This window comes from Paraburkholderia sp. J67, from assembly GCF_905220265.1.
In the GTDB taxonomy this organism is placed as follows: Bacteria; Pseudomonadota; Gammaproteobacteria; order Burkholderiales; family Burkholderiaceae; genus Paraburkholderia.
This window is the reverse complement of record NZ_CAJMZK010000018.1, coordinates 32,364-52,593: the sequence shown is the minus strand read 5'-3', so window position 1 is coordinate 52,593 and position 20,230 is coordinate 32,364. Positions and strand designations below refer to the sequence as shown.

The window sequence follows — 20,230 nt, the reverse complement described above, 5'->3', positions numbered from 1 at the left end:
GCGTCCCGTTTTTCGTTTGCGCCTGCCCTGAAGCTTCAGGCGTTAGACGCAGCCGTCGCACCCGGCGCGGGATGGCCATGCCATTTCACGACCAGCACGCGGCCGACCCACGTGAGCGCGCCGCAAGCACCAATGGTGCAGCCCATGCCGAACGGCGAGACGCCCGGAAACCAGCCCACCACGGCGCTTGCGAACGCGCCGAGTCCCAGTTGCGCCGCGCCGAACACGGCAGCGGCGGCACCCGCATTCTTCGGATAGCGATACATCAGATCGGTCGCGCAGTTCGCGCCGAGCAGCCCCACGACGCTCACCACGAAGAACAGGCCGAACACGATCGACCACAGCCCGCCCCACCCTGTCAGGCACATCAGCGCGACGAAGAACGACGCGACGATGCTCACGAACGACGCCATCGACACCATCTTCAGCGTGCCCAGCCTGCCGATGAAACGCGTATTGACGAAGTTGCCGAGCATGATGCCGAACACGTTCATGCCGAAGAACAGCCCGTAATGCTGCGGCGACACATGGAAGTATTCGATATAGACGAAGGGCGTGGCCGAGATATAGGTGAACATCGACGCGAACGCCATGCCGCCGCATAGCATGTGGCCCCACACCAGCGGATCGCGCAGCAAGCGCCCATAGGCCGCGAACGAACGCAGCACGGCAGCGCTTTCGCGCTTTTCGGGCGGCCAGGTTTCGGGCACGCGCAGCCAGGCGGCCGCGCCACACGCGAGACCGAACAGCGTGAGCGCGACGAACACGACGCGCCAGCCGCCGATCAGCAGCAACTGGCCGCCGATCAGCGGCGCGAGCAGCGGCCCGACGGAAGTGACGATCGCGACCATCGAGAGCACCTTGGCCGCGTCGGACGGCTCGTGGGCGTCGCGTGCGATGGCCCGCGCGAGCACCGAAGCCGCGCCCGCGCCGAGCGCCTGCAGGAAACGCACGATCATCAGCTCGCCGACCGAGTAGGAGAGCCAGCACGCGATGCTCGCGAGCGTGAAGAGCGCGATGCCGCCGAGCAGCACGGGGCGACGGCCATAGGCATCGGACACCGGGCCATACAGCAGCATGCCGATCGAAAAACCGGCCATGAAGCTCGTGAGCGTGGAGGCAGCGGCCGCCGCCGATACGCCGAACGACTGGGCGATGGCGGGCAGGCTCGGCAGGTACATGTCGGTGGCGAGCGGGCCGCAGGCGGCGAGCGCGCCGAGCAACAGGATCAGCCGGCCATCGGGCCGGCGTCGTGGGGAATGGGACATGGAGTCGGCTGGGAGCGGACCGCGCGCGGGGGACGCGGTCTCGATGTCATGGGCCGGATCGGTCTGCGCGGGTCGGTCGTGGAGCCTCGCGCTGCGAGTCGGCAACGTAGCCGGAGCATTGTACCCGAGGCCCTTTGAACGAATTTGTGCCGGGCCGCGTAGGCCGCGCCGCGCAGGCCGGGCCGCGCAGGCCGGGCCGCGTAGGCCGGGCCGCGTAGGCCGGGCCGCGTAGGCCGGGCCGCGTAGGCCGGGCCGCGTAGGCCGGCCCGCGCGCGCTGCTTTGCGTTAAGCTGCGCCCTTTGCTGAGCCATACACAAACGAGCCGCAATCCCTGTCGATAAACCATGAGCGCCTATCTGCTGATCTGGAGCCCCAAAAAATGGCCCTGGCCCGAACTCCCCGACGTCGCACGCCGCGTGCAGGCGGGTGAGACCGTCACCGACACCTGGGGCTGCGGCTTCGCCCGCGGCATCCTGCCCGGCGATCGCGTGTTCGTGCATCGCGTCGCCGCCGAGCCGCGCGGCTTGTTCGGCTCCGGCTACGTCACGCGCGGCCCCTATGAGGTGCCGGATGCGGCCTACAAGCGCGGCTATCGGCTGTGCATCGACTTCGTCTATGACTGGCTCGCGGATGCGTCCAAACAGGTGGTGATCGGGCGCGACGCGCTGCGCGCGCACCCGTGGTCGGTGCAAACGTGGGACGCGCAAAGCTCGGGCACGGTCATCAAGCCGATCGCGCTGGGCGCACTCGAAAAGCGCTGGGCCGAACTGACCGGCAAGCGGCCCATGCCCACTGTGGCGGTCGCGGCCATGCATGCGGCGGAGCGCGCGCGCATGGAGCAGATGCAGGCGCAGGAGTCAGAAAAGCCGCTCGCCAAGGTGCGCAAGAGCCCATCTGCCAGCGCGGTCGCCCGCAAGCGCGCCACCTCGCGCCGCCCACACAACGAGACCTGACGCAGCCTGAAAGCCGCGTCGATACGCAGGACGCCCGATCCAGTCTGGCCCCCGGCCCGTTCGGCGCGAGTCCGGTACAATTTCAGGCGCACCGCCCCTCGCCCGCGGCCCGCGCCGGCCCGCCACCTCGCTGGCCCGCCCGCAGCCGCACGACGCCGGGCAACGGCGCGCCGCAGCCCCGCCTGCCGCGCGCCCATTGCGGCACCCGACATCCGACACCACTCTCGCAGGTCCAGCACTCATGTCTTCCACGTCCAGCACCCAGAACACGAACCAGGCCCTCTTCGATCGCGCCCAGCGCACCATCCCGGGCGGCGTGAACTCGCCCGTGCGCGCGTTCCGCTCGGTGGGCGGCACGCCGCGCTTCATCGAGCGCGCGCAAGGGCCGTACATGTGGGACGCGGAAGGCAAGCGCTATATCGACTACATCGGCTCGTGGGGCCCGATGATCGTCGGCCATGTGCATCCGGAAGTGCTCGAAGCCGTGCAGCGCGTGCTGGCCAACGGCTTCTCGTTCGGCGCGCCGACCGAAGCCGAAATCGAGATCGCCGAGGAAATCTGCAAGATCGTCCCGTCGATGGAACAGGTGCGCATGGTGTCGAGCGGCACCGAGGCGACCATGAGCGCGCTGCGTCTTGCACGCGGCTACACGAAGCGCGATCGCATCGTGAAGTTCGAAGGCTGCTACCACGGCCACGCCGACAGCCTGCTCGTGAAGGCCGGTTCGGGCCTGCTCACGTTCGGCAATCCGACCTCGGCGGGCGTGCCGGTCGATACGGCCAAGCACACCACGGTGCTCGAATACAACAACGTCGCGGCGCTCGAAGAAGCGTTCAAGGCCTTCGGCGACGAAATCGCCGCCGTGATCATCGAGCCGGTCGCCGGCAACATGAACCTCGTGAAGGCCACGCCCGAATTCATCCACACCTTGCGCGCGCTGACGTCGAAGCACGGCAGCGTGCTGATTTTCGACGAAGTGATGTGCGGCTTCCGCGTGGGTCTGCGCGGCGCGCAGGCGCTCTACAACGTCGAAGCCGACCTGGTGTGTCTGGGCAAGGTCATCGGCGGCGGCATGCCGGCGGCAGCGTTCGGCGGCCGACGCGAAATCATGGACCACCTCGCGCCCAACGGCACCGTCTATCAGGCGGGCACGCTGTCGGGCAACCCGATCGCCGTCGCGGCCGGTCTGAAGACGCTGCAACTGATCCAGGCGCCGGGCTTCTACGAAGACCTGACGGCAAAGACCACGCGTCTCGCGCAGGGCCTCTCGCAGGCCGCGCGCGAAGCGGGCGTGCCGTTCGTCGCCGATTCGGTGGGCGCGATGTTCGGCCTCTACTTCGCGGAAAAAGTGCCGGGCAGCTTCGCCGAAGTCACGAAGAGCGACGTCGCGCGCTTTAACCGCTTCTTCCATCAGATGCTGGACGCGGGTGTGTACTTCGCACCCTCGGCATACGAAGCGGGTTTCGTGTCGAGCACGCACGACGACGCCATCCTCGACGAGACGATCGCCGCCGCGCGTCGCGCCTTCGCAGAGCAATAAGACACAGCACAAACACAGCAGAAGGCGAGGCAGACGCCTCGCCGGTTCCACCGACCGCTGCCGCGGAGAAAAGCTCGACGATGTTCTCGCAATCCGATTTCGTCCACATGGAGCGCGCGCTCGCCCTCGCGGTGCGCGGCCTTTACACCACCGATCCCAACCCGCGCGTCGGCTGCGTGCTGGTCAAGGACGGCGTGGTGATCGGCGAAGGTTTCACGCAACCCGCCGGGTCCGATCACGCCGAAATCCAGGCGATGAAGGACGCCCGCGCGCGTGGCCACGATGTGCGCGGCGCCACGGCCTACGTGACGCTCGAGCCGTGCAGCCACTTCGGCCGCACGCCGCCCTGCGCGAACGCCCTGATCGAAGCGAAAGTCGCGCGTGTGATCGCCGCGATGGAAGACCCTAATCCGCTCGTCTCGGGACGCGGCCTCTCGATCCTGCGCGATGCGGGCGTCGAGGTGCGCTGCGGCCTGCTCGCCAACGAGGCGCGCGAACTGAACATCGGCTTCGTCTCGCGCATGACGAGGAAGCGCCCGTGGGTGCGCATGAAAGTGGCCGCCACGCTCGACGGCCGCACCGGCCTGCCCTCGGGCGAAAGCCAGTGGATCACGGGCGAGGCCGCCCGCGCCGACGGCCACGCCTGGCGCGCGCGCGCCTCGGCCATCCTCACGGGCATCGGCACGGTGAAAGAGGACGACCCGCGCATGACCGTGCGCGCGATCGACACGCCGCGCCAGCCCAAACGTATTCTCATCGACAGCCGCCTCGACGCCTCGCCGCTCTCGCAGATCTTCGTGGGCGCGCCGACGTTGGTGTTCTGCTCGACGCTCGACGCGAGCAACGAAGAACGCGCCGATGCACTGCGCGCGCGCGGCGCGGAAATCGTCGCGCTAGGCAACGAGCACGGCAAGGTCGATCTGCCCGCAATGCTCAGCGAGCTTGCTACGCGCGGCGTCAACGAACTGCACGTGGAAGCGGGCTACAAGCTCAACGGTTCGCTGCTGCGCGAAGGCTGCGTGGACGAGTTGCTGGTCTATCTCGCGCCCTCGCTGCTCGGCACGCAGTCGCTCGGCATGGTCGATCTGGCCGCGCCGGGCTCGCTCGACGCGCGCACGCGCCTGAACTTCCACACGGTCGATCGCGTCGGCGACGACCTGCGCATTCTCGCGCGCCTCGTGCCGAACGTCGGCGCAGACACCATGAACGACGCGAACGACGGGCCCAAGGACGCGCAATGAATCTCACGAACGTACTGAACGAACCTCTAAAGGACAGCCAGATGTTTACCGGAATCGTCGCGGCCGTGGGCCGCATCGAATCGATCAAGCCGCTCGGCAACGACGCCGATGCAGGCGTGCGCCTCACCGTCAACGCCGGCGACCTCGACCTCGACGACGTGCAGCTCGGCGACAGCATCGCCATCCAGGGCGCGTGCATGACCGCCATCGCCAAGACCGCGACGACCTTCGACGTCGATGTCTCGCGCGAAAGCCTGAACCGCACCGTGGGCCTCGCGAACACGGGCGAGGTGAACCTCGAAAAGGCGCTGCGCGCGCACGACCGTCTCGGCGGCCATATCGTCTCGGGTCACGTCGATGGCCTCGGTACGGTGACGCGCTTTGCGCCCGTGGGCGAATCGCACGAACTGCGTATTCTCGCGCCCGTTGAAATCGGCCGTTACCTCGCCTACAAGGGTTCGGTCACGGTGAACGGCGTGAGCCTGACGGTCAACACGGTGGACGATCGCGCCGACGGCTGCGAGTTCTCGATCAACCTGATTCCGCACACTGTCGAAGTGACCACGCTCAAGCACCTCGCGGCCGGCACGAAGGTGAATCTCGAAATCGATCTGATCGCGCGGTATGTGGAGCGGATGATGTCGGCAGGTGTGACGGGACGCCCGGCCGCCTGAGTCGGGCCTGAACTGCGCCTGAAACTCGAAGCCTGAAAACGCGTGCGCCACATCAAGTGGCGCGCGCAGCGTGCAAGCGCAATTTCGCACGCACTGCTAATATCTTTTCTATTCCTCTGCGGTTGCGCTCCCGGCGTACCGCATTCTTCTCACCCGAACTACGCATGGAGGCAAAGATGGCAAAGATCGAGACGGCCGCTGTCATGCCGCCGGTTGGGGTGATGTCTTGTGGCGCAGCTGGCACGTGTTGCGCCATCGGATTCCTGCCGGCGCGAGCGCGTCCGTAGGTTTTCCCGGCGCAGCCTCTCGCGCCACGATTCAGCGATTTTTTGTGGTCATGCGTCCGGCATGTTGTGCCGGAATGCATCGCCGTCGCTTTCCGCTTTTCTCCTTCACCTCTCCTTCAGGGAAGTCTTCGGGTTTCGCACCCGGAGCATGCTGTCCATGACAGATCAAGACAAACAGGTTGAACAAAACCCACAGCGCGAAAGTGGCCAACAGACGTTCCGCAAGGTGCTCGGCTTCGCGTTCCGGCACTGGTCGCATCAGCCCTGGCGGGTGAGCGCGGTCGCGCTCGCCGCGTTGCTCGGCGCGCTCGCCGACGTCTTCACGCCGCACTACGCCGGGCAGCTAGTCGATGCGCTCGCGCACGATGCCGCGAGCGGCAATGCCGTCGCGTGGCATGCGGCCGTCTTCGCGTTCTGGGCGCTCACCGCACTCGGGCTCGCCGGCACGCTGATGCGCCAGGCCGCGTTCCAGAACATCATCGTGCTCACGCTGCGCATGATGGGCGAGGTCGCCACGCATGCCTTCCACCGTGTGCAGCGCTTCTCGACCGACTGGCACGCGAACAGCTTCGCGGGCTCGACAGTGCGCAAGATCACGCGCGGCATGTGGGCACTCGATCTGCTCAACGACACGCTGCTCGTGGCCCTCTTCCCCTCGCTCGTAATGCTGGTGGGCTCGACGATTCTGCTTGCGGTGCAGTGGCATATGATGGGACTGGTGGTCGGCATCGGCTCGGTGCTCTACCTCGCCATCACCGTCTCGATTTCGCTCTTCTATGTCGCGCCGTCCGCACGGCTTGCGAACCAGTGGGATACGAAGATGGGCGGCGCGCTGGCCGATGCGGTCACCTGCAACCCCGTCGTGAAGGCCTTCGGCGCCGAGGCGCGTGAAGAAGCGCGCCTCGCGCGCGTGATCGACAAGTGGGACAGCCGCACACGTCGCACCTGGCGGCGCGGCACCTTCAACGGCGGCGTGCAGGGCGCACTGCTGGTCGCGATGCAAGCGGCCATTCTTGGCTCGGCACTGCTGCTATGGGCGCGTGGGTTGGCGAGCGTGGGCGACATCACCTTCGCGCTCACGCTGTTCTTCCTGCTCAAGGGCTATCTGCGCGACGTAGGCATGCATGTGCGCAACCTGCAACGTTCGGTCAACGATATGGAGGAGCTGGTGATGCTGGACGCCCAGCCGCTTGGCATCGAAGACATGCCGGGTGCGCCGCCCATCGTGATCGACCGCGGCGATATCCGTTTCGAAAACATGACGTTCCGCTACGGCGCGCTCGAGCGGCCGCTCTACGCGAATCTGACGCTGCGTATCGCGCCGGGCGAGCGCGTGGGGCTCGTTGGCCATTCGGGATCGGGCAAGACCACGCTGATCAAGCTGATCCAGCGCCTCTATGACGCCTCGGCCGGCCGCATCACGATCGATGGCCAGGACATCGCGCGGGTGCAACAAGCTTCGTTGCGCTCGCAGATCGCCATCGTGCAGCAAGAACCGGTGCTGTTCCATCGCTCGCTGGCGGAGAACATCGCCTACGCGCGGCCCGGCGCGACGCACGCCGAGATCGTGCACGCCGCGAAGCTCGCGAGCGCGCACGACTTCATCATGGCGCTGCCGCGCGGCTACGACACGCTGGTGGGCGAGCGCGGCGTGAAGCTCTCGGGCGGCGAGCGCCAGCGCGTGGCGATCGCGCGCGCGTTCCTCGCGGATGCGCCGATCCTGATCTTCGACGAAGCAACGTCGAGCCTCGACAGCGAAAGCGAGGTGCTGATCCAGCAGGCGATGGAGCGCCTGATGGAAGGCCGCACGACAGTAGTGGTGGCCCACCGGCTCTCGACGGTGCGCGCACTCGATCGCCTGTTGGTGCTGGAGCGCGGGCGCGTGGCCGAAGAAGGCACGCACGACACGCTGGTGCGCCGCGAGAACGGGCTGTACCGGCGCCTGTTCGAGCGTCAGGCGCTGGAACTCACGAAGGGGCTCGCCGACGACGTGATCCTGCGCTGAGTTCCCGGCCCGAGGCCGTGCGGCCCGCGTGCAGCATTCAGGCCGCTTCGGCGCGCACGTGCGGCTGGATGTTCGACAGCACCTCGGCGAGGGCCTCGCGCGCGAGCTCCGTGTCGTAGTGCGCCTGAAGTTCCATCCAGCTGCGCGCATCCGTGCCGAAGTAGACGGCGAGGCGCACCGCCGTATCGGCCGTGATTGCGCGCTTTCCCAGCACGATCTCGTTGATGCGCCGCGGCGGCACGCTGATCGCTTTCGCGAGCGCGTATTGGCTCACGCCCAGGGGCTTGAGCCAGTCTTCGTTCAGGATCTCTCCCGGGGTGGCGAGCGGTACTTCCCGTGCCATGGCCATACTCCTCAAAAAGCGCTCAGTGATAGTCGATGATGCGGACCTGCGACGCCTCGCCATTCGCAAAACGAAAGCAGATGCGCCATTGCGCATTGACGCGGATGCTGTAGTCGCCCGCCAGATTGCCCTCCAGCGGTTCCAGCCGATTGCCGGGCGGCACGCACAGAAACGATAAGGTGCAAGCCGCGTGGATCTGCTGAAGCTTGCGAACCGCCACCGCTTCGATCGCAATGAAACGGGCCACGCGGCGCCCCGCGAACAGCGCGGCGGTGTCGCGACACCCAAATGATGTAATCGCCATGGATAGTAACGCCTCACGTTAATAACGTCAACCGTTACTATTGTCGCGACAACGCCACGCGCCGAATAGCTGGCCGTTCGGCCAATGCGCACGCGGGTCGCGCCCCGCAAGACCACGCCGCCGAGGCCCGCACGCCGGCCGGGAAACCATCGCGCGGCACTCAAAAGCTGGCGCATGATCCCCGTTCTGGGCGACGCGCCCGCCCGCCTGGCGTAAAATGTGCGCTTTCCAGCCAGAATCCCACCATGACGCTCGCCTCTACCCTTGAGATCATCGCCGAACTGAAAGCCGGCAAGATGGTGATCCTTGTCGACGAAGAAGACCGGGAAAACGAGGGCGACCTCGTCATCGCAGCTGAATTCGTCACGCCCGAAGCCATCAACTTCATGGCGAAGTACGGTCGCGGGCTGATCTGCCTCACGCTCACCCAGGAGCGTTGCAAGCTGCTCAACCTGCCGCTGATGACTTCGCGCAACGGCACGCAGTACGGCACGGCGTTCACGGTGAGCATCGAGGCGGCCGAGGGCGTCACCACGGGCATTTCCGCCGCCGACCGCGCGCGCACGATCCAGACGGCGGTGGCGCACGACGCCCGCGCCGAGCACATCGTGCAGCCGGGCCACGTGTTCCCGATCATGGCGCAGCCTGGCGGCGTGCTCGTGCGCGCGGGCCACACGGAAGCGGGCTGCGACTTCACGGCGCTCGCGGGCCTCACGCCGGCGTCGGTGATCTGCGAGATCATCAAGGACGACGGCACGATGGCGCGCCTGCCCGACCTCATGGAGTTCGCAAAGGAGCACGACATCAAGATCGGCACCATCGCCGACCTGATTCACTATCGCAGCCGCACGGAGTCGATTGTCGAGCGCGTGGCCGAACGCACCCTGCATACGGCCCACGGCGCATTCCGCGCGGTCATGTATGTCGATCGTCCGACGGGCACGCCGCATATCGCGCTCGTGCGCGGCACGCCCACGCCGGACACGGAAACGCCCGTGCGCGTGCACGAACCGATTTCGCTGCTGGATCTGCTGGAAACGGGCTCGTCCACGCACTCGTGGACACTCGACGCCGCCATGCGCGAGATCGCCGAACGCGATCTTGGCGTGATCGTCATGCTCAACTGCGGCGAGAGCAAGGAACATCTGGTCGACGTCTTCAAGGCGATCGACCAGAAAGAGCGCGCGGAGGCGCTCGCACGCCGGCCCGTGGATTTCAAGACCTACGGGGTCGGCGCGCAGATCCTGCGCGAACTCGGCGTGGGCCGCATGCAGGTGCTCTCGAAGCCGCGCCGGCTTGGCAGCATGTCGGGCTACGGTCTCGAAGTCACGGGCTTCGTGCCGATGCCGGGCGGCGGCGCCGAAGCGCCCTGCCCGCCGGATACGGCGGATCGCGCGGCGCAGTAATACCGCCCGATACGCCCTACAGGCCTACACTACGCCGCGTCGCACGCACACTTTCACGCGTCACCACGCTAAACCGAACTTACGGACACCACATGGAAATCGGACAATACCAACCGAACCTCGACGGCGACGGACTGCGCATCGGCATCGTCCAGTCGCGCTTTAACGAACCCGTTTGCAACGGCCTCGCCGACGCCTGCATCGAAGAACTCGAACGCCTTGGCGTGACCGGCGAAGACGTGCTGCTCGTCACCGTGCCGGGCGCACTCGAAATCCCGCTGGCGCTGCAAAAGCTCGCCGAAAGCGGCCAGTTCGACGCCCTGATCGCGCTCGGCGCGGTCGTGCGCGGCGAAACGTATCACTTTGAACTCGTCTCGAACGAAAGCGGCGCAGGCATCACGCGCATCGCGCTCGACTTCGGCGTGCCGGTCGCGAACGCGGTCCTCACGACGGAAAATGACGAGCAGGCCGTCGCGCGCATGACCGAGAAGGGTCGTGACGCAGCGCGCGTCGCAGTTGAGATGGCGAACCTGACGGTGGCGCTGGAACAACTCGACGGCGGCGACGACGACGAAGACGAGGACGAAGAAGAGGAACAGCAATGAAGAGCGCGCGCCGCCGCTCCCGCGAACTGGCCACGCAGGGTCTGTATCAGTGGCTGCTGTCGGGTGTGCCCGCCGGCGAGATTGATGCGCAATTGCGCGGTTCGCAGGGCTACGACAAAGCCGACCACGAGCATCTGGACGCGTTGCTGCACGGCGTGATCCGCGAAGCGGGCGAACTGTCCGTCGCGATCGCACCGTGTCTGGACCGTCCGATCGAGCAGCTTTCGCCCGTCGAACGCGCGGTGCTGCTCGTGGCCACCTACGAGTTCAAGCATCACGTCGACATTCCGTATCGCGTCGTCATCAACGAGGCGGTCGAGTTGACCAAGACCTTTGGCGGCTCGGACGGCTACAAGTACGTGAATGGCGTGCTCGACAAGCTCGCGGCGCAACTGCGCTCGACCGAAGCCCAGAACGCCCGCAAGTCGTAACACGTTGTCCTGAGGCGCACCGCGCGAAGCCGGGCCGTGAGGCCCGTGCCCTCGCCGTGCGTCCCAATCGCCCGCGCCAGCCGTATCTGGCGCCCGCCAGCACTGGAATCACCCGCATGAACACCGTTGCCGAACCGCTCCTGCGGCTTGCCGCGCGCGTCGACGCGATCCAGCCGTTCTACGTCATGGAACTGGCGAAGGAAGCCGCGAAGCTCGAACGAGCCGGCCGCGACATCATCCACATGGGTATCGGCGAACCGGATTTCACGGCGCCTGAGCCCGTCGTCGAGGCCGCGGCCGCTGCGCTGCGCCAGGGCGTCACGCAATACACCAATTCGCTCGGCATCCATGCGCTGCGCGAAGCGATCGCCGCGCACTATCAACAGGCTTATGGTCTGACGATCGATCCGGCGCGCGTCGTGGTGACAGCCGGGGCTTCGGCTGCGCTGCTGCTCGCGTGCACCGCGCTCGTCGACCGCGACGACGAAGTGCTGATGCCCGACCCGTCCTATCCGTGCAACCGGCACTTCGTGGCCGCCGCGGAAGGCAAGCCTGTGCTCGTGCCGAGCGGACCCGACGCCCGCTTCCAGCTCACCGCCGCCGATGTCGAGCGCTTGTGGACGCCGCGCACGCGCGGCGTGCTGCTCGCGTCGCCGTCGAACCCGACCGGCACGTCGATCGAACCCGATGAGCTCAAACGCATCGTGCAAACCGTGCGTGCGCGCGGCGGCTTCACGATCGTCGACGAGATCTATCAAGGCCTGTCCTACGGCGAGCCGCCCGTCTCCGCCCTCGCCTTCGGCGACGACGTGGTGACGGTCAACAGCTTTTCGAAGTACTTCAACATGACGGGCTGGCGTCTGGGCTGGCTCGTGGTGCCGCCCTCGCTGGTCGGCGCGTTCGAGAAGCTCACGCAGAATCTGTTCATCTGCGCCTCGGCGCTTGCCCAGCATGCGGCGCTCGCCTGCTTCGAGCCCGACACGCTGAAGATCTACGAAGCACGCCGGCTGGAGTTCAAACGCCGCCGCGACTTCATCGCTCCCGCGCTCGAATCGCTCGGCTTCACGGTGCCCGTGATGCCGGACGGTGCTTTCTATGTTTACGCAGACTGCACGAAGGTCAACCACCCGGCCGCGGGCGACAGCGACGCGCTCACCCGCGCGATGCTGCACGACGCCGGCACGGTGATGGTGCCCGGCATGGATTTCGGCGTGGCCGCGCCGCGTCAGTTCGTGCGGCTTTCGTATGCGACAGCGTATGAGCGGCTAGAAGAAGCGGTCGCGCGACTGCGCGTCCTGTTCGAGCGCTAATCGACGGACAACACGTGCAGAAATGGAAAAAAGGCACCCGAGGGTGCCTTTTTTGTTTCGTGCAGTCTTTCCGATTGCGGCAGCGTTAAGCGCCAAGCTCGGGCTGGCTGTGCTTCTGGGCTGCCGAACCGCCGGCACTGGCATCGTCCTGCGCCGGTGCCGACGAAGCCGAAGTCTTCTCCATCAGCGGATGCGCGCCGTCGAGCGTCATGTGCACGCGCTTGTCGCCGTTCACGCTCGCCATTTTCTGCGTCTCGCCGATGCTGGCCGTGTTGGTGGTGGGCGCCTGCGGCGCGTTGATCGGCACATTGCGGCCGCGCGCGACATCGCGCAGACGCGTACGCTCGGCCATCACCTTGGCGCCGTAACCGCCGTCGTCCTGCGAGGTCGAGCCGACGTAGAGGCGCAGACCGCCCGGCAGCGAACCGCCGCGTGCGATGCAGTCCTTCAGCACCAGCGCACCCACCTTGATGTTCGCGAGCGGATCGAGCGCCGCGCGCTGGCCGCCGAAGTACTGGAACTTGTCCGAGTGCACCTTCGACATGACCTGCATGAGACCTTGCGCACCCACGCCGCTTTCCGCGTACGGGTTAAAGCCCGACTCGATTGCCATCACCGCGAGCAGCAGCAGAGGATCGAGCCCCACTTCACGGCCGGTATCGAAGGCGGCCTTCACGAGTTCGCCCACCGGCTCCTGCGCGACGTGATAGCGACGCGAGATATAGGTGGCGACAAGCGCCTGCTCGCGCGCCGAGACCAGCACGCGGTCATCGCGTGCGTCGGGCGTGATGCGCTGCGCCGGAATCATGCGCGCCAGCGTGCCGACGCTCGGCAGCGAACGCGGATCGAGACCGTTGAGCGTGACCGCGTCGAGTGTGGCCATGCCGCCATTCGAGACGCTGCTCGCCACATGGGCGACCGCGCCGTTCGAACCAGCGGGCATGATGCCTGCGCTGGGTACACCAGCGTCAGGGACGAGTGCCGTGGGCAGGGTTGCACCGTCGGCGGAATTGTCGTCGCTGGCCGGGTGGCCCGAGGGCATGAGCGACGGCAGCGGATTACCTTGCAACAGGCGGGCCGGACCCGCCTGCACGGCGGCGGAAACGAAAGGCATCATGCGTGCGGCCAACGTGCCGCGCCAGGTGGGCAAAAGCCACACGGCGAGCGCGAGCAGGACGGCGCAACCGCCGACGATGCTGAACAGGTGATGGCTCAAACGCGTGCCACGCTTTAGCAATGCACGCATGCCAAGAGCGAGACGCTCATCGGCGCGCCACCACGATAACCAGGTATTCATCTACAGAATCTCCCCATGATGCATGATCCGGCGAGCGAATATCGGCACGAGGCCAATGGCCTATCGCAGGATCAAGACACCGTGCGCCCTGGCTGGTGCGGCAGCGGTGTCGGGAAAACGGCAAAGTACGCCGTGGGTGGAACCCCTTCCGGTAAAACCAGGCACGCCATGGGCGCGCGCGGGGGGTTCTCACGCGAACAGCCGGCGCAAAGGCGCCGGCGAGGACAGCCAATCTAGACCGTGGGAAGCCGTGCAGGGAATCGGCTAAACGGCGACGCGTTGCGTCTGAAGGACCGGGACGGTGGCTAAAAATTGCAAGCCCTGCAACCAGTGTGGACGGATTCTAGCAGGGATTTATAGACCGTCAACACTATAGAATGTCAAATCTATAACTAATTGTAATAATGAACGGTGTTCAATCCGGGCAGACCCACGTGCTGCGCGCGTCTGCGGCAAGTTGACGGATGTGCCTGCCAACGTGCGCCAGGTAACGCAGGTAAAATCGACAATCGTTTCGCTCCTGCTCTCGCCGCCCGCTGCGGCTCCCGACCCTATCCTGATGAAATACAAAGACTTGCGCGACTTCGTCGGTCGCCTGGAGACGCTTGGCGAGCTGCGCCGCGTGCCGCAGGCCGTCTCCCCGGTGCTGGAAATGACCGAGCTGTGCGACCGCGTGTTGCGCGCCGGTGGTCCGGCCCTCCTGTTTGAGAGCCGCGCGACCCATGCGTTCCCCGTGCTCGGCAATCTGTTCGGCACGCCGCGACGCGTCGCACTCGGTATGGGTATCGATGCGCCCGAGAGCGCAGGCGACGGCGCCGCGCTCGAGTCGCTGCGCGACGTGGGCCGCCTGCTCTCCGCGCTCAAGGAACCCGAGCCGCCGCGCGGCCTGAAGGACGCGGGCAAGCTGCTGACGCTCGCCAAGGCTGTCTGGGACATGGCGCCGAAGACGGTGAGCGCGCCGCCCTGCCAGGAGATCGTCTGGGAAGGCAACGACGTCGATCTCGCGAAACTGCCGATCCAGACCTGCTGGCCCGGCGACGCTGGCCCGCTCATCACCTGGGGTCTCACGGTCACGCGCGGACCGAACAAGACGCGTCAGAATCTGGGCATCTATCGTCAGCAGTTGGTCGGTCGCAACAAGCTCATCATGCGCTGGCTCGCGCATCGCGGCGGCGCACTCGATTTCCGCGAATTCGCGCTGCGCAATCCTGGCAAACCTTATCCCGTTGCCGTGGTGCTCGGCGCCGATCCGGCGACGATCCTCGGCGCGGTCACGCCCGTGCCCGACACGCTCTCCGAATACCAGTTCGCGGGCCTGTTGCGCGGCGGCCGCACTGAACTCGCGAAGTGCCTGACGCCTGGCGTCGACACGTTGCAGGTGCCCGCTCGCGCCGAAATCGTGCTCGAAGGCTTCATCTATCCGCAGGAAGGCCAGCTTTCACCCGCGCCCGCCGGTGCGCCGCCACGCCCCACGAAGGGCGCGAGCGCTGCCTACGAGCATGCGCTCGAAGGTCCATACGGCGATCACACCGGGTACTACAACGAGCAGGAGTGGTTCCCCGTCTTCACGGTGGAGCGCATCACGATGCGTCGCGATGCGATCTACCACTCTACGTATACAGGCAAGCCGCCCGACGAGCCCGCCGTGCTCGGCGTCGCGCTCAACGAAGTGTTCGTGCCGCTGCTGCAAAAGCAGTTTCCGGAGATCACCGACTTCTATCTGCCGCCCGAAGGCTGTAGCTATCGCATGGCGATCGTGCAGATCAAGAAGAGCTACCCCGGGCACGCCAAACGCGTGATGTTCGGCGTGTGGAGCTTCCTGCGGCAGTTCATGTATACGAAGTTCATCGTCGTGGTGGACGATGATGTCGATATCCGCGACTGGAAGGAAGTGATCTGGGCGATCACGACGCGCATCGACCCGGCGCGCGATACAGTGCTCGTCGAAAACACGCCGATCGACTATCTCGATTTTGCGTCGCCGGTAGCGGGACTCGGCTCGAAAATGGGCCTCGACGCGACCAACAAATGGCCCGGCGAAACCGACCGCGAATGGGGCCGCTCCATCGAGATGAGCCAGGACGTCAAGACGCGCGTCGACCGTCTCTACGAAGAGCTCGGACTCGGTCGCACCTGAGGACGATGCGCCGCGCATCGGATGAGTCGCGGCGCTTCGCCCTGCACGCCTCAACCGCGACGCCTTCGCGACGCCGCGCCCGGTGCGGCTCGCCGTGAGCCACGCCGCTCACGCATGGAGGAGACACGAAGATGAGCCAGTTGGCATCCGAACGCCTGACGCAGTTGAGGGATCCCGCACTCTTCAAGACGCGCGCCTGGATCGACGGCGAATGGAGCGGCGGCGAGGCGACCTTCGCCGTGCTCGATCCCGCCGACAACACCGAAATCGCACGCGTGCCGGACTTCGGCGCGGCCGAGGCGAGCCGCGCGATTGGCGCGGCACACGCGGCGCTGTCCGGCTGGCGCGCGAAGACCGGCAAGGAGCGCGCGGCCGTGCTGCGCCGCTGGTACGACCTCGTGGTCGAGCACGCCGACGATCTCGCCGCGATCATGACCGCCGAGCAAGGCAAGCCGCTCGCCGAAGCGCGCGGCGAAGTGCTCTACGGCGCGTCCTTCCTCGAATGGTTCGCCGAGGAAGCCAAGCGCGTGAATGGCGACGTGCTCGCAAGCCCCGCCACCGACCGCAAACTCGTCGTGCTCAAGCAGCCGATCGGCGTGTGCGCGTCGATCACGCCGTGGAATTTCCCGATCGCGATGATCACCCGCAAGGTCGCACCCGCGCTCGCCGCGGGGTGCACGATCGTCGTCAAGCCTGCCGAACAGACGCCGCTGTGCGCGCTCGCGCTCGCCGAACTCGCGCAGCGCGCGGGCGTGCCCAAAGGCGTGTTCAACGTCGTCACCGCCGATGCCGCGAACTCGATCGAAGTGGGCAAGGCGCTCTGTGAAAGCGACGTCGTGCGTCATCTTTCGTTCACGGGTTCGACGCCAGTGGGCCGCATCCTCATGCAGCAATGCGCGCCGACGGTCAAGAAAATCGCTCTGGAACTGGGCGGCCACGCGCCCTTCATCGTCTTCGACGATGCCGATATCGAGGCCGCCGTCGAAGGCGCGGTGATCTCGAAATATCGCAATGCCGGGCAGACCTGCGTGTGCACGAATCGCTTCTACGTGCATGAGAAAATCTACGATGCGTTCGTCGAGAAACTGGCCGCCGCCACGCGCAGGATCAAGGTCGGCAACGGTTTCGAAGCGGGCGTAAACCAGGGTCCGCTGATCGACGACGATGCCGTGGCCAAGGTCTCGAAGCATGTCGAGGACGCCACCGCGAAAGGCGCGAAGCTCGTTACGGGCGGCCAGGTGACCGAGGGCCGTTATGTCGAGCCGACCGTACTCGCCGACGTCACGCGCGACATGCTGATCGCGCGCGAGGAGACCTTCGGGCCGGTCGCCGCCGTGTTCCGGTTCAGCGACGAAGCTGAAGTGGTCGCCCTCGCCAACGACACCGAATTTGGCCTGGCCTCCTATTTCTATAGCCGCGACATCGGCCGCATCTGGCGCGTGGCTGAAGCGCTCGAATACGGCATGGTCGGCATCAATACCGGGCTCATCTCGAACGAGGTTGCGCCGTTCGGCGGCGTAAAGCAGTCGGGACTCGGGCGCGAAGGCTCGAAGTACGGCATCGACGAATACGTCGAACTGAAATATCTGTGCATCGGCGTCTAATGGCCTGATGCCCTGAAATGCCCATACGGCCAGCCGGGCGCGCAAGTCCGGCTGACCACGTCACGCCATGCCCACGGGCGCGCGACGCACGACAACAACAATCACGGTTTTATGTCTCACGTTTCCCTGCTTTCCGACGGCTTTTTTCTGTCACTTTCGTTGTGTCTCGACATCGGCCTCGTCAACGTCGCGATCCTCTCGCTCACGCTCTCGCACGGCTTCCGGCCAGGCTTCTGGCTCGGTTTCGGTTCCTGTTTCGGCGATCTGATCTATGCGGCGCTCGCGCTCGCGGGCATGGCGGCGCTGCTGCAATTCGAGGCGGTGCGATGGGTCGTGTGGATCGGCGGCGCAGCCGTGCTGCTGATGCTCACCTGGAAGATGGCGCGCGAGGCGCTCAACCCCGCCAAGGCCCCGCCGGTCGAGGGTGAGGAGGATCGCGCCTCACCGCTGCCGAACCCGTGGCGCAGTTTCATGCGCGGCGTGCTGCTGGCGCTGTCGTCGCCTAGCGCGATCCTCTGGTTCGCGGCAGTGGGTGGCGCGCTCATCGCGAAGTCGGGCGCGACAAGCGCGGGTTCGGCGGCGCTGTTTCTTTCAGGCTTTTTCCTCGGCGGACTGGGCTGGACGCTTTTTCTCTGCGCGCTGGCGAGCCACGGACGCAGGCGCGCCGGGACCGGGCTGCTGCGTGCGTGCCACGTGCTTTCGGCACTGCTATTCGCATGGTTCTCGTACAGCGTCATCGTGCACGGCTATCACGACCTGATCGTTCAAGGCACCGCCGCGCACTAAAGCGTCACCCAGAAGCCTTGCCGAAACGACAACGGCGCAACGCGGCGTGAGCCGGCGTTGCGCCGTTGCAAAACAACCTTAAGACAATCCGCAAAGACGAGCGAATGGCCCCCGCCATCCGCCGCCCCACTCTCAAACCTTTAGCGGCGATACCAGCCACCGTGATAGCCGTGGTAACCATAGCCGTGACGATAATACGGATGGCCGTAGTAACCACCGTACCCATATCCACCCACGACGACCGCGGGCGGCGGCGCGTAGACCACCGGCGGCGGCGGCGCGTACACGACGGGCGGCGGCGGTGCGTAGACCGGCGCTGCATAGACCGGGTACGCGGGTGCAACGGGGATGCCAATACCGATACCCACCGAAACGTGCGCCTCGGCCGCGCTGACGAACCCCACACCCAGCGCAGCGGCAACGATAAACGAAACGGTCTTTTTCACTTCTATTCTCCTGGCGGCCGACGACGGCGTCGCTCCACATAACGGGCACTGCCCACGTCCCTACTCTATCCAAAACGGACGTCGCTAAAAGTAGCCATTTGTTGCAAATTGCAATTGCCTGAAGTGGGTTCGGTGCGCCGGATCAAGATCTTGCGGAAACTTTCTGCCGCGAAAAGGCGAAAACGGCGCTGCATTGCGCCGCTCGGGCGGCGCAGACTGCGCTCCCGGTCAGAGTTACCTGGCGCCTGATAACAACAACCTGATACGCAGGTAATGTTTGATTACAAATTGGCTGACGGCTCGCGCCCCGGCGATGTACCGCGAACCCAAAACGACGATGCCCGGTCCTGGGACCGGGCATCGTCAAATCAAACGGGGACGTCGAACAGCAGCGCTAGCCGACTTTCACATAGGCGAACTCACGCGAGACGCTCGGTGGAACGTAAGCGCCGCTGATCTGCACGCGGGGCGTGAGACGCTTCTTCTGGTCCCACCAGCGACGGCGCTGATGGGGCGTGAGAAACCGCAGATGCTTCCGGTAAGCGAAGATGCTCATGTTGACCTCCCGAATCGGACTACCGACAGGAAACAGCCCAATTGCACGACAGCAACAGGAAAACCGCAGTCATGGAAACCATTGTGCGCAGGTTTGCGAACGACAACCGCAGTGTGGCGAGATAGCCGCACCCATACGACATATCGCCGGAGACCTGTTCGTCGCGCCTTACTCGTGCTGGCGACACGCACTGGCGGCCGCTACGTCGGGCACACCGTGCCGCAGGTCTCGCCGCGCGCGCCAGGCATCGGCCGGGCATTCCGGCGGCCAGCGACAACCTGCGGTCGATACCATCATGTGCGCGCCCACGTTCGCGCAGCAGAACCCGTGCCACGGGCCCATCATAAATTCTGTCGGCGACGGCCATCCTGTCATTGCCGGGCCTCGCCGCTTGCCCTCGGCTCCTTTTTAACCGGAGCCTGCGCATTGCTTCGGTACGACACCGAACATTGCGCAGCGCCACGCCTTGGCGCAGCCACCGAACCCACTGTAACGGTTTACCGCAAAGGCTGTCAGAATCGTGTGCGCCGCGCCGTGGGCAGCCGTCGTCCCGCGCCCATACTGGCGAGGCGTGAGCCGTGGTAATGTGGCAACGGCGCGCAGGTGCCGGCGCAAGGCGGCACGGGGCGCACGCTTAGGGATTCATCGACGAGAACGCACAATGATCAAGGTCAGCATCCTCTATCCGTATCGGGAAAACGGCCGTTTCGACAGCGAGTACTACGCCACGCGGCACATGCCGCTCGCCGCACGGCTGTTCGGGGACGCCTGCAAGGGCTGGTCGGTCGACATCGGCATCAACGCAGGGCCGCCGGGCACGCCACCGCCCTACGTCGCGGCGGGGCACTTTCTGTTCGAGACGCTCGACGCCTTCTACGAGGTGTTCAAGGCGCACGACAAGGTGCTCGTCGACGACATTCCCAATTACACCGACGGCGGCAACGGCACGATCCTGATCAGCGAGATCAAGGTCTCGGTCTGAGACCTCATATCTGATACGTGCCGCGAGCCACCGCACGCGCGCAAACGCCCCTGGC

General features: G+C 65.9%; 19 protein-coding genes. 13 read left to right on the top strand and 6 right to left on the bottom strand.

What is annotated here, in order from left to right:
• Positions 1-35: 35 nt before the first annotated feature.
• On the bottom strand, positions 36-1,268 hold the full coding sequence (locus tag U5782_RS27095) for a Bcr/CflA family multidrug efflux MFS transporter (RefSeq protein WP_322046973.1): 1,233 nt from the start codon (positions 1,266-1,268) through the stop codon (positions 36-38).
• 344 nt (positions 1,269-1,612) lie between these two features.
• On the opposite strand from U5782_RS27095, the gene U5782_RS27090 reads away from it, so the two are divergent.
• From U5782_RS27090 to U5782_RS27070, 5 genes are all read left to right on the top strand, one after another.
• Positions 1,613-2,221 carry a hypothetical protein gene (locus U5782_RS27090; RefSeq protein WP_322046972.1) on the top strand — a complete coding sequence of 203 codons (609 nt, stop codon included), beginning with the start codon at positions 1,613-1,615 and terminating at the stop codon, positions 2,219-2,221.
• A 241-nt stretch (positions 2,222-2,462) separates the two neighbouring features.
• Entirely contained in the window at positions 2,463-3,761 is a 1,299-nt protein-coding gene (hemL, locus tag U5782_RS27085) for a glutamate-1-semialdehyde 2,1-aminomutase (protein ID WP_322046971.1), read from the top strand.
• An 80-nt stretch (positions 3,762-3,841) separates the two neighbouring features.
• Positions 3,842-5,002 carry a bifunctional diaminohydroxyphosphoribosylaminopyrimidine deaminase/5-amino-6-(5-phosphoribosylamino)uracil reductase RibD gene (ribD, locus tag U5782_RS27080; protein ID WP_322046970.1) on the top strand — a complete coding sequence of 387 codons (1,161 nt, stop codon included), beginning with the start codon at positions 3,842-3,844 and terminating at the stop codon, positions 5,000-5,002.
• A 41-nt stretch (positions 5,003-5,043) separates the two neighbouring features.
• Positions 5,044-5,676 carry a riboflavin synthase gene (locus U5782_RS27075; RefSeq protein ID WP_322047061.1) on the top strand — a complete coding sequence of 211 codons (633 nt, stop codon included), beginning with the start codon at positions 5,044-5,046 and terminating at the stop codon, positions 5,674-5,676.
• A 444-nt stretch (positions 5,677-6,120) separates the two neighbouring features.
• Entirely contained in the window at positions 6,121-7,968 is a 1,848-nt protein-coding gene (locus U5782_RS27070; protein WP_322046969.1) for an ABC transporter ATP-binding protein, read from the top strand.
• Between the two features lie 37 nt (positions 7,969-8,005).
• On the opposite strand, the gene U5782_RS27065 is transcribed toward U5782_RS27070, so the two are convergent.
• Together U5782_RS27065 and U5782_RS27060 are read right to left on the bottom strand one after the other, a co-directional pair.
• A complete protein-coding gene (locus U5782_RS27065; RefSeq protein WP_322046968.1) occupies positions 8,006-8,311 on the bottom strand; it encodes a HigA family addiction module antitoxin in 306 nt (101 codons plus the stop codon).
• 22 nt (positions 8,312-8,333) lie between these two features.
• Positions 8,334-8,615 carry a type II toxin-antitoxin system RelE/ParE family toxin gene (locus U5782_RS27060; protein WP_322046967.1) on the bottom strand — a complete coding sequence of 94 codons (282 nt, stop codon included), beginning with the start codon at positions 8,613-8,615 and terminating at the stop codon, positions 8,334-8,336.
• Positions 8,616-8,860: 245 nt separating this feature from the next.
• On the opposite strand from U5782_RS27060, the gene ribBA reads away from it, so the two are divergent.
• The 4 genes from ribBA (at position 8,861) to U5782_RS27040 (ending at position 12,367) form a co-directional block, all read left to right on the top strand.
• Positions 8,861-10,021 carry a bifunctional 3,4-dihydroxy-2-butanone-4-phosphate synthase/GTP cyclohydrolase II gene (ribBA, locus tag U5782_RS27055; protein WP_322046966.1) on the top strand — a complete coding sequence of 387 codons (1,161 nt, stop codon included), beginning with the start codon at positions 8,861-8,863 and terminating at the stop codon, positions 10,019-10,021.
• A 92-nt stretch (positions 10,022-10,113) separates the two neighbouring features.
• Positions 10,114-10,626, top strand: coding sequence for a 6,7-dimethyl-8-ribityllumazine synthase (ribH, locus tag U5782_RS27050; protein WP_322046965.1), 513 nt, complete (start codon positions 10,114-10,116; stop codon positions 10,624-10,626).
• Entirely contained in the window at positions 10,623-11,057 is a 435-nt protein-coding gene (gene nusB, locus U5782_RS27045) for a transcription antitermination factor NusB (protein WP_322046964.1), read from the top strand. Before ribH ends, nusB begins: the two co-directional genes overlap by 4 nt.
• A 116-nt stretch (positions 11,058-11,173) precedes the next feature.
• Positions 11,174-12,367, top strand: a complete 1,194-nt coding sequence (locus U5782_RS27040; protein WP_322046963.1) for a pyridoxal phosphate-dependent aminotransferase — start codon at positions 11,174-11,176, stop codon at positions 12,365-12,367.
• Between the two features lie 85 nt (positions 12,368-12,452).
• Here the strand turns inward: U5782_RS27040 and U5782_RS27035 are convergent, their stop codons facing one another.
• Positions 12,453-13,664: a transglycosylase SLT domain-containing protein gene (locus U5782_RS27035; protein WP_322046962.1), complete on the bottom strand. Its 1,212-nt coding sequence runs from the start codon at positions 13,662-13,664 to the stop codon at positions 12,453-12,455.
• 559 nt (positions 13,665-14,223) lie between these two features.
• Here U5782_RS27035 and U5782_RS27030 point away from each other — a divergent pair.
• From U5782_RS27030 to U5782_RS27020, 3 genes are all read left to right on the top strand, one after another.
• Complete coding sequence (locus U5782_RS27030) at positions 14,224-15,801, top strand: UbiD family decarboxylase (RefSeq protein ID WP_322046961.1); 1,578 nt, start codon at positions 14,224-14,226, stop codon at positions 15,799-15,801.
• A gap of 131 nt (positions 15,802-15,932) precedes the next feature.
• Complete coding sequence (locus U5782_RS27025) at positions 15,933-17,405, top strand: NAD-dependent succinate-semialdehyde dehydrogenase (RefSeq protein WP_322046960.1); 1,473 nt, start codon at positions 15,933-15,935, stop codon at positions 17,403-17,405.
• Positions 17,406-17,516: 111 nt separating this feature from the next.
• On the top strand, positions 17,517-18,191 hold the full coding sequence (locus U5782_RS27020; RefSeq protein WP_322046959.1) for a LysE family translocator: 675 nt from the start codon (positions 17,517-17,519) through the stop codon (positions 18,189-18,191).
• A gap of 140 nt (positions 18,192-18,331) precedes the next feature.
• Here U5782_RS27020 and U5782_RS27015 read toward each other — a convergent pair whose 3' ends face one another.
• Together U5782_RS27015 and U5782_RS27010 are read right to left on the bottom strand one after the other, a co-directional pair.
• Entirely contained in the window at positions 18,332-18,637 is a 306-nt protein-coding gene (locus tag U5782_RS27015; protein WP_322046958.1) for a hypothetical protein, read from the bottom strand.
• A gap of 394 nt (positions 18,638-19,031) precedes the next feature.
• Positions 19,032-19,193, bottom strand: coding sequence for a hypothetical protein (locus U5782_RS27010; protein ID WP_167336019.1), 162 nt, complete (start codon positions 19,191-19,193; stop codon positions 19,032-19,034).
• Between the two features lie 661 nt (positions 19,194-19,854).
• Here U5782_RS27010 and U5782_RS27005 point away from each other — a divergent pair.
• A complete protein-coding gene (locus tag U5782_RS27005) occupies positions 19,855-20,175 on the top strand; it encodes an EthD family reductase (RefSeq protein ID WP_322046957.1) in 321 nt (106 codons plus the stop codon).
• The last annotated feature ends 55 nt before the right edge of the window (positions 20,176-20,230 follow it).

What these genes read in the sequence shown, in the direction of transcription:
- U5782_RS27095 (WP_322046973.1), bottom strand. Translation starts at nt 1,268, where the DNA reads ATGTCCCATTCCCCACGACGCCGGCCCGATGGCCGGCTGATCCTGTTG.
- U5782_RS27090 (WP_322046972.1), top strand. Translation starts at nt 1,613, where the DNA reads ATGAGCGCCTATCTGCTGATCTGGAGCCCCAAAAAATGGCCCTGGCCC.
- hemL (WP_322046971.1), top strand. Translation starts at nt 2,463, where the DNA reads ATGTCTTCCACGTCCAGCACCCAGAACACGAACCAGGCCCTCTTCGAT.
- ribD (WP_322046970.1), top strand. Translation starts at nt 3,842, where the DNA reads ATGTTCTCGCAATCCGATTTCGTCCACATGGAGCGCGCGCTCGCCCTC.
- U5782_RS27075 (WP_322047061.1), top strand. Translation starts at nt 5,044, where the DNA reads ATGTTTACCGGAATCGTCGCGGCCGTGGGCCGCATCGAATCGATCAAG.
- U5782_RS27070 (WP_322046969.1), top strand. Translation starts at nt 6,121, where the DNA reads ATGACAGATCAAGACAAACAGGTTGAACAAAACCCACAGCGCGAAAGT.
- U5782_RS27065 (WP_322046968.1), bottom strand. Translation starts at nt 8,311, where the DNA reads ATGGCACGGGAAGTACCGCTCGCCACCCCGGGAGAGATCCTGAACGAA.
- U5782_RS27060 (WP_322046967.1), bottom strand. Translation starts at nt 8,615, where the DNA reads ATGGCGATTACATCATTTGGGTGTCGCGACACCGCCGCGCTGTTCGCG.
- ribBA (WP_322046966.1), top strand. Translation starts at nt 8,861, where the DNA reads ATGACGCTCGCCTCTACCCTTGAGATCATCGCCGAACTGAAAGCCGGC.
- ribH (WP_322046965.1), top strand. Translation starts at nt 10,114, where the DNA reads ATGGAAATCGGACAATACCAACCGAACCTCGACGGCGACGGACTGCGC.
- nusB (WP_322046964.1), top strand. Translation starts at nt 10,623, where the DNA reads ATGAAGAGCGCGCGCCGCCGCTCCCGCGAACTGGCCACGCAGGGTCTG.
- U5782_RS27040 (WP_322046963.1), top strand. Translation starts at nt 11,174, where the DNA reads ATGAACACCGTTGCCGAACCGCTCCTGCGGCTTGCCGCGCGCGTCGAC.
- U5782_RS27035 (WP_322046962.1), bottom strand. Translation starts at nt 13,664, where the DNA reads ATGAATACCTGGTTATCGTGGTGGCGCGCCGATGAGCGTCTCGCTCTT.
- U5782_RS27030 (WP_322046961.1), top strand. Translation starts at nt 14,224, where the DNA reads ATGAAATACAAAGACTTGCGCGACTTCGTCGGTCGCCTGGAGACGCTT.
- U5782_RS27025 (WP_322046960.1), top strand. Translation starts at nt 15,933, where the DNA reads ATGAGCCAGTTGGCATCCGAACGCCTGACGCAGTTGAGGGATCCCGCA.
- U5782_RS27020 (WP_322046959.1), top strand. Translation starts at nt 17,517, where the DNA reads ATGTCTCACGTTTCCCTGCTTTCCGACGGCTTTTTTCTGTCACTTTCG.
- U5782_RS27010 (WP_167336019.1), bottom strand. Translation starts at nt 19,193, where the DNA reads ATGAGCATCTTCGCTTACCGGAAGCATCTGCGGTTTCTCACGCCCCAT.
- U5782_RS27005 (WP_322046957.1), top strand. Translation starts at nt 19,855, where the DNA reads ATGATCAAGGTCAGCATCCTCTATCCGTATCGGGAAAACGGCCGTTTC.